Annotated in this window: 5 protein-coding genes; 3 read left to right on the forward strand and 2 right to left on the reverse strand. The window is 69.4% G+C overall.

Annotated elements, in window-relative coordinates:
• Window positions 1–74 precede the first annotated feature (74 nt).
• The gene (locus AX721_RS09455; RefSeq protein ID WP_068875766.1) at window positions 75–1,328 is read left to right on the forward strand and encodes a serine hydrolase; all 1,254 of its coding nucleotides are present in this window, start codon (window positions 75–77) and stop codon (window positions 1,326–1,328) included.
• 29 nt (window positions 1,329–1,357) lie between these two features.
• On the opposite strand, the gene AX721_RS27885 is transcribed toward AX721_RS09455, so the two are convergent.
• Both AX721_RS27885 and AX721_RS09465 read right to left on the reverse strand, forming a co-directional pair.
• Window positions 1,358–1,939, reverse strand: coding sequence for a GDYXXLXY domain-containing protein (locus AX721_RS27885; protein ID WP_068875767.1), 582 nt, complete (start codon window positions 1,937–1,939; stop codon window positions 1,358–1,360).
• On the reverse strand, window positions 1,936–3,000 hold the full coding sequence (locus tag AX721_RS09465; RefSeq protein WP_068875768.1) for a DUF2157 domain-containing protein: 1,065 nt from the start codon (window positions 2,998–3,000) through the stop codon (window positions 1,936–1,938). The genes AX721_RS27885 and AX721_RS09465 overlap by 4 nt, the downstream gene beginning before the upstream one ends.
• A 230-nt stretch (window positions 3,001–3,230) precedes the next feature.
• Between AX721_RS09465 and AX721_RS09470 the strand changes: the two genes are divergently transcribed.
• The gene (locus AX721_RS09470; RefSeq protein WP_082765794.1) at window positions 3,231–5,768 is read left to right on the forward strand and encodes a TonB-dependent receptor; all 2,538 of its coding nucleotides are present in this window, start codon (window positions 3,231–3,233) and stop codon (window positions 5,766–5,768) included.
• A 148-nt stretch (window positions 5,769–5,916) separates the two neighbouring features.
• Window positions 5,917–6,810 carry an intradiol ring-cleavage dioxygenase gene (locus AX721_RS09475; protein WP_068875770.1) on the forward strand — a complete coding sequence of 298 codons (894 nt, stop codon included), beginning with the start codon at window positions 5,917–5,919 and terminating at the stop codon, window positions 6,808–6,810.
• The last annotated feature ends 137 nt before the right edge of the window (window positions 6,811–6,947 follow it).

Consider the following 6,947-nt stretch of genomic DNA (forward strand, 5'->3'; position numbering starts at 1 on the left):
ATCTTTCGAAAACAGGGGATGCTGATCCTCGAAGAGTCCGCTTCAGACGGACCAATGGGACCGGGAGGACAAGGATGACGACGCTGGATCGGCGCGGCCTGATGCTGGGCGGCGCGGGCCTGATGAGCCTGGCGGCCCTGCCCGCCTTCGCGAAGATCGCCGTGCAGCCGCCTGCCTCCGCCGGGTTCACGCCCGCGGGCGTGGCCGAGCTGAACGCCCAGATGCACGCCCTTGTCGACCAGCAGAAACTGGCCGGCGTCGTCACCCTGCTGGCCCGCAAGGGCAAGGTCGTGAACCTCGACGCCTACGGCAAACAGGACGCTTCGTCGCCCGCGCCCATGGCCGTGGACTCGATCTTCCGCATCGCCTCCATGACCAAGCCCATCGTCGGCGTCGCCATGATGCAGCTGTGGGAACAGGGCAAGTGGAAGCTGGACGATCCGGTGGCCCGGCACATCCCCGAGTTCGCCGGGCTGAAGGTGAAGACCGCCGCCGGCCTGGTCGATCAGACCCGGCCCATGACCATGGCCCAGCTCATGAGCCACACCGCCGGCTTCGGGACCAGCGGCGTCTACGAAGCGGCCAAGGTCAACCTGCGCGAAACCGACCTCCAGGGCATGGTGGACAAGCTCGCCGCCCTGCCGCTCGAAAGCCAGCCGGGCACGGACTGGGCCTATGGACCCTGCGTCGACCTGCAGGGCTACGTGGTCCAGAAGCTGTCGGGCAAGCCGCTCGACCGCTACCTGCAGGATCACCTCTTCACGCCCTTGAAGATGCCCGACACCCAGTTCTGGGTGGACCCGGCCAAGACCGCCCGCGCGGTTCGCATCCACACCTACGACGCCGCCGGCAAGATCGCGCCGGCGGAAAGCCGCGTGCTCACCAACCCGCCGCGGTTCCTGTCCGGCGGCGGCGGCCTGTGGTCCACGGCCCCCGACTATTACCGCTTCTGCCAGGCGCTGCTGCAGGGCGGGGAACTGGACGGCGCCCGCATCCTGAAGCCCGACACCGTCAAGCTGATGCGCAAATCGGTCCTCCAGCCGGGAGTCGGCATCGATCTCTACGGGCCGGTGCAGAAAGGCCTGGGCTTCGGCATGGATTTCGCCGTCAACGAGCGGCCGGCCGAGAGCGGGCTGCCGCACGGCCAGGACAGCTTCTGGTGGGGCGGCGCGTTCGGCACGTGGTTCTGGATCGACCCCACCAACGACATCGTCTTCGTCGGCATGATCCAAAACCTGCGGGGCTCGATCCCGGGGGCCGGCACGCCGGACGTCCGCACGATCTCGCCCAAGGCGGTCTACGCCGCCCTTACCGACCGGAAGGCCTGACCATGCCCCGCCTCGCCATCGGGCCGAGCTCAGAACCAGCTTAGATCCACGCGTCGGCCGCCGGCGGTCAGGCCCTTCAGCCGGGCCCGGCCATCGGCGCCGACCGAGACGATCGCATAGCCGCGCGCTTCTTGGCCTGGCGGCGCCCGCAGCACATCCTGGATTGCTTCGGCCCGTTTCTGATCGGCGTGCAGCCGGTCGACGCCCAGGTCCAGCACGACCCAAGTTGTCTCGGGCGGGGGACGGGCCAGGCAGTCGATGTCGCCCTGCACCGCCACCTCGCCCAGCTTCAGGGCGCCGGCCCGGCTCAGCGCCGCTCCCGTCGCCACGTGATGGTCCCCGCGCCGCGACAGCGCCACCCAGGCGCCCGGCCGCCGGACGGAATCGCCGTGGCCAGGCGGGCAGGCCGTGCCCCCCGGATACTCCGAGCGGAACTGAAACTGGACGTAGTGTCCAGTGAGGAGCTCGCGGGGGTCGTAGCCGGTGATCGCCAGCACCACCTCCCGTCCGCTGGCCCGCGCCAGACCTTCGCGCGCCACCAGGCCGACGAGGGCGAGCGCCAGCACGCCGGCGGCGGCCAGGATCCGCACGGGCACGCCTGGCAGCCTCATATCGGCCTCCTCCCACGCATGGCCCAGGCGACGCCCAGCGCGATCAGCGCCGCGGCGCCGAACACCGCCGCCGAGGTCAGCAGCCCGACGCCCAGGTTGAACAGCAGACTGGCCCCCGCGGCGAGCAGACCCACGACACCGGCGGCGGTGACCGGCGCGTGGCGGTCGTGGCGGCCCAGCGCCACCGCGCCGGCCGACAGCGCCAGCCAGGCGATCGAATGGCCCACGCCCTTGAAGTCGCCATCGAAGCCCGACGCGCCGAACCATATCGACGCACCCCAGACGAGCCAGCCGTAGAGCACTCCGGCCGACCCTTCGAACCGTTCGCGCAGGAACCGCGCGCCGGCCGCGGCGGCCGCCATCGCCACCGACGCGCCCAGGAACAGCTGGCCGGCCTCGTCCCGGAACAACTCGCCGAAGGTCGGCACCGCCAGGATCGCCGCAATCCCCGCAACATGCGCCAGCGCCTGCGACCGCCAGGCCAGGGCCAGGCCCATGCCCAGCGGCGCCGCCACAGCGAGCCATCCCGGCCACTGCGGCTCGCCGGGCCCGGAGCGCGGCCCGTCCGCGACGTCGCCGAACCCCAGCAGCACCAGGCCCACCGCAGCCGGCCAGGGCGAGCGTCCCGCCAGCGCCAGCAGCGCCGCCGCCAGGCCCGCCGCGCGCAGCGCCGCCTGCGGTTCGCCGGCGATGTCGAAGATCTGGCCGGTCAGCCCGATGGCGGCGGCGAACACCAGCGCCGCCACGCTCAGCAGCACCTGGCTGGCCACGGCCCGGCCCCGCGCGCTGGCCCAGGCCGCGCCGCCCGCCGCCCCCAGGAACGCTGCGAGCACCAGGACGAACCGCGCGATCCGCGGGATCTCGGACCAGTTGGCGGCGACGAAGGCGATGACCGCCACCCCGGCCAGCAGCCCACCGATGATCGCCAGCGCCGTGGCGGCGTCCAGGCGGCGGCCCTCGCCGATGCTCTGCAGGATCGCGGCGCGGCTCTCGGCCGGCACCAGGCCGCGGCCGATCCAGTCGTCCAGGTCCCGTTCAAGCCGCTGTCGGTAGCTCGCCATCGGTCCTCCGCGCCGCGACACTGGCCCAGTCGCGGCGTCGGCGCCTAGCCCCCGCTCGACGCCTTGCGGCCAGCCGCCGTTCGGATCACGCGTTCGATTTCAAACATTCAGTATGTTCAAAAACCGCCGATATAGAACGACGGGCGCATTGACGCGGGGTGCACCATGCCGGACATTCGAATCCAAGCGCCATCAAGGCGCCATCAAAACGGGCTTGGGGGAAACGTCGGATGTCATCCAGAAAGAGCATTCTGCTGTCTTGCGTCTACGCGATGACGGCAATCTCCGGCGCGGTCGTCGCGACAGCGGCGTCGGCGCAAACCACTGAAATCGAGGAACTTGTCGTAACCGCCGAAAAGCGGGAGCAATCGCTGCAGGACGTACCGGTCGCCGTGTCGGCCTTCACCGACGAGCGCCGCGAACTGGTCGGCATCAACTCGGTGGCCGATCTCACGAACTTCACGCCCGGCCTCGCCTATTCCACCAACAACGACCGCATCAACATGCGCGGCATCGGCCGCTTCACGAACAACCGCTCCACCGAGGGCGGCGTGGCCATGTACAATGACGGCTTCTACACCTCGTCGGTGACGGCCTTCGCGCAGTCGTCCCTGTTCATCGAGCGGACCGAGGCGCTGCGTGGGCCGCAGGGCACGCTCTACGGCCGCAACGCCATCGGCGGGGCGCTGAACATCGTCTCCAAGCGGCCCACCGACGACTTCTACGGCGAGGTCCGCGCCGGCTACGGCAATTACGACAACAAGCTGGCCGAGGCCGCCGTCTCCGGCCCCATCGCCGGCTCCGTGCGCGGCCGCCTCGCCGCCTCCTACGGCCATATCGGCAAGGGCGTGTTCGAGAACCTCAATCCCGACGGCGAGGACGAGGGCAACCGCGGCGCCGTCTGGACGGTGGAGGGCCAACTGGACGGCGGTCTGGCCGACGATAAGCTCGAATGGTGGTTCAAAGCCTCCACCACCGAGTGGCACACCCTGGGCCGCGGCCCAGGTGGCCGCACCACCGCGATCTACGGCCTGCGCGATGTGACCACGCCGTTCCAGGCGGCGCTGACGCCCAACGCCGGCGGCTTCGGCCTTAGCCCGTCCATCGCCGGCAACACCTGCCAGTTCTGCTTCGACACCGACGACGGCAACTACATCAACCTGGAGAGCAACACCTATACGCTCGAGGCCGTGCTGCACCTCGACAAGATCGACGTGAAGTACGTGGGCGGCATGACCTACTACGACTACCGGCTCCAGACCGACCTGGACGGCACGTCGCGGCGGACGCCGTTCTTCCTGCCCGGCGTTCCGGCCCAGCTCTACTACCCGCGTCGCAACAACCAGTACCAGGAAGAGGTCTGGTGGTTCTCGAACGAGCTCAACTTCACCTCGACCCACGACGGGCCGGTGCAGTGGCTGATCGGTCTCTACCAGTTCCGCGAGGGCTCCAACTACACCCTCTCCGACGCGCGCTACGCCGACAACGCGGGCTTCGAGAACCCCACCCTGTTCTCCACCAACCCGGCCACCCAGCTCATCGCTGCGGCGCCGAACCCCGAGCGCCGCTACGCCTACGGCTCGTCCGAGAACGTCAGCGAATCCTACGCCACCTTCGGCCAGGTCGACTGGCAGGCGACGGAGACGCTGAAGGTCACGGCCGGCCTGCGCTACACCTACGACAAGAAACGCTCCTTCGAGAGCGCCCGGCTCCTGTGCCTCTACACCGCCACCTGCCCGATCTCGCGGATCACAGGCCGCGCGGTCGACGTCACCGCCGTCGCCTCGCCGGGCACGAGCACCGACCCGGCCGTGTACCTGCCCGCCTACACCGATCCCACCACCGGGCTGCGCCACCGCGGCCTGCGGGAGAGCTGGAGCGCCGTCTCCGGCACCCTCGGCGTCGACTGGAAGCCCGACGCGGACACCCTCGTCTACGCCAAGTACACCCGCGGCTATAAGGCAGGCGGCTTCAACTCCGGCACCACCACGCTGCAGTCCAACGTCAGCACCGACAAGGAGACCATCGACGCCTACGAGGTGGGGGCCAAGAAGACGTTCGGCGGCCGCTTCCAGGCCAACGCCTCGGCCTTCTGGTACGACTACCAGGACATCCAGGTGCCGATCTCGGGCCTGAACCCGGTGACCAGCACCAACGTCAACTCGTTCTTCAACCTGCCCAAGGCCCGCGTGCTCGGCTTCGAGGTCGAGACGATCTGGCAGCCGATCGACAACCTGCAGATCCTGGCCAACTACTCCTACCTGAACGCCGAGCTGCGCGAGGCCTGCTGCTTCCAGGACTCCGAGGATCCGCGCGGCCTGGTGCCGGGCGCCAACCTCGCCGGCAACACGCCCGCGCAGCTGGCGAACCCGACGGCGTCGCTCAACCAGGACCTCAAGGGCCAGAAGCTGCCGTCGTCGACGCCGCACCGCGTCACGATCAACGGCAACTACACCTGGGAGCTGGAGCCGGGGAACCTCTCGGCCTCGCTCACCTACGTCTGGCGGGATGCGACCTACTATTCGATCTTCAACCGCTACTACAATCGGGTGAAGGCCTACGATCAGGTCGACGCGCGCCTGCTGTTCAGCGACCGCGACGACAAGTGGACGGTGATCGCGTACCTGAAGAACGCCTTCGACTCGCGCGGTTCGGCCGGGGTCACGTCCACTCGGATCAACACCGGGCCGGACACGGGCTACGTCAATCAGACGGTGTCCTACATCCCCCCGCGGACCTACGGCATCGAGCTCCAGCGGCGCTTCTAGCCGCCGACCTCACCGCGACGCGAACGCCCCGGCCATCGCCGGGGCGTTTTGGTTTGGCCCCCTGAAACAACCGTGTAATGGCGTCGCAACATTGCGGCCCTGCAACGTCCCTACCCCTCGGCCACCGCACGGCATCAACGAGGGACGCATGCACGACGACAAAGATCACCACCGGGGGCTGGCTTTCGATCTCCAGGCCCTGGAGCGGCAGATGATGGCGCGGCGACGCATGCTGGGCCTGCTCGCGGCCGGCGGCGGCGCCCTCCTGCTGGACGCCTGCGGCGGCTCGGGCGACTCGTCCGGCGCCTCGACCTCCACCTCCACGACGACGACCACGACCACGGGGACCGGGACCACCGGCGCGGGCACGACCGGCACGGGCGGTTCGGCCTGCAGCGCGACGCCCGCCGAGACGAACGGCCCCTACCCGGCCGACGGCTCCAACATGGCCAATGGCGTGCTCTCCAACATCCTGACCACCAGCGGCATCGTGCGCAGCGACATCCGCTCCAGCTTCGCCGGCCTCTCGGGGACGGCGGCAGGCGTGCAGCTCACCCTGACCATCAACCTGGTGAACACCAACGCCTCATGCGCGGCTCTGTCCGAGTACGCCATCTACATGTGGCACGCCGACCAGAACGGCCAGTACTCGATCTACGACCTGCCGCAGCAGAACTACCTGCGCGGCGTCCAGGCCACCGATGCGAACGGGCAGGCCACCTTCACCACCATCTTCCCGGGCTGCTATGCGGGCCGCTATCCCCACATCCACTTCGAGGTTTATCGCTCGCTCAGCACGGCCACGGCCTACGCCAACCGGCTGCTGGTCTCGCAGTTCGCCATGCCGTCGGCAGCCTGCACGGCCGTCTATGCAGCCGGCGGCTATCCGAACAGCGCCTCCCGGTTCGCCCAGACCAGCACGACGAGCGACAACGTCTTCGGCGACAATACGACAGCGCAGATCGCGGCCATGACCCCGGCCCTCACCGGCAGCCCCAGCGCCGGCTACAGCGGCGCCGTCACCGTGGGCCTGGCGCTCTGACCTCTAGCGGCAGCCCGCGATCACGCGCTCCAGATCCTGCAGCCGTTCCATGCGCAGGATCCGTCCGGCCGCCATCAGCTGATAGCGGTCGGCCGCGCCCGGGGCGGCGCGCAGCGCGGCGTCGGTGTCGGGGTAGC

The sequence above is a fragment of the Phenylobacterium sp. CCH9-H3 genome (assembly GCF_001557235.1).
In the GTDB taxonomy this organism is placed as follows: Bacteria; Pseudomonadota; Alphaproteobacteria; order Caulobacterales; family Caulobacteraceae; genus Phenylobacterium.